Source organism: Arhodomonas sp. KWT, from assembly GCF_010993615.1.
On record NZ_WNXE01001161.1, the window covers coordinates 1 to 504 of the forward strand.

The 504-nt window shown below is 70.6% G+C and carries 1 protein-coding gene; it reads right to left on the reverse strand.

Going from position 1 to position 504, the window contains the following annotated elements; translation table 11 throughout:
- A partial coding sequence (locus G7A99_RS24735; RefSeq protein ID WP_163144730.1) for a M3 family metallopeptidase occupies window positions 1-504 on the reverse strand: 504 nt, incomplete at both ends.

The window sequence follows — 504 nt, forward strand, 5'->3', positions numbered from 1 at the left end:
GTCCGGGTCGTATTCCGCGTGCAGCCGCATGTCGAACAGCGAGAACTCGAGCTGGCGGACCATCTGCATGGCGGACTGGAACGTCCGTGCCGCGCGCATGCGCCCGAACAGCGATTCCGGCAGGGGCTCGCCGGTCTCGTGATGGCGGGCGAAGGCGTCCAGGGCCTCGCGCTCCCAGGTCCAGTTCTCCATGAACTGGCTCGGCAGTTCCACGGCGTCCCACGGCACGCCGGAGATGCCGGCGACGCTGGGCACGCCCACGCGGGTGAGCATGTGGTGCAGGCCGTGGCCGAACTCGTGGAACAGGGTCTGGACCTCGTCGTGGGTGAGCAGTGCCTCGGCGCCTCCCACCGGCGGGGTGAAGTTGCAGGTGAGGTAGGCCACCGGCACCTGGACCGCGTCGGCGAGGGCGTTGCGCGAGCGGCACACGTCCATCCACGCGCCGCCGCGCTTGTGGGCGCGGGCGTAGAGGTCGGTGTAGAACTGGCCGACCAGGCCGCCGTC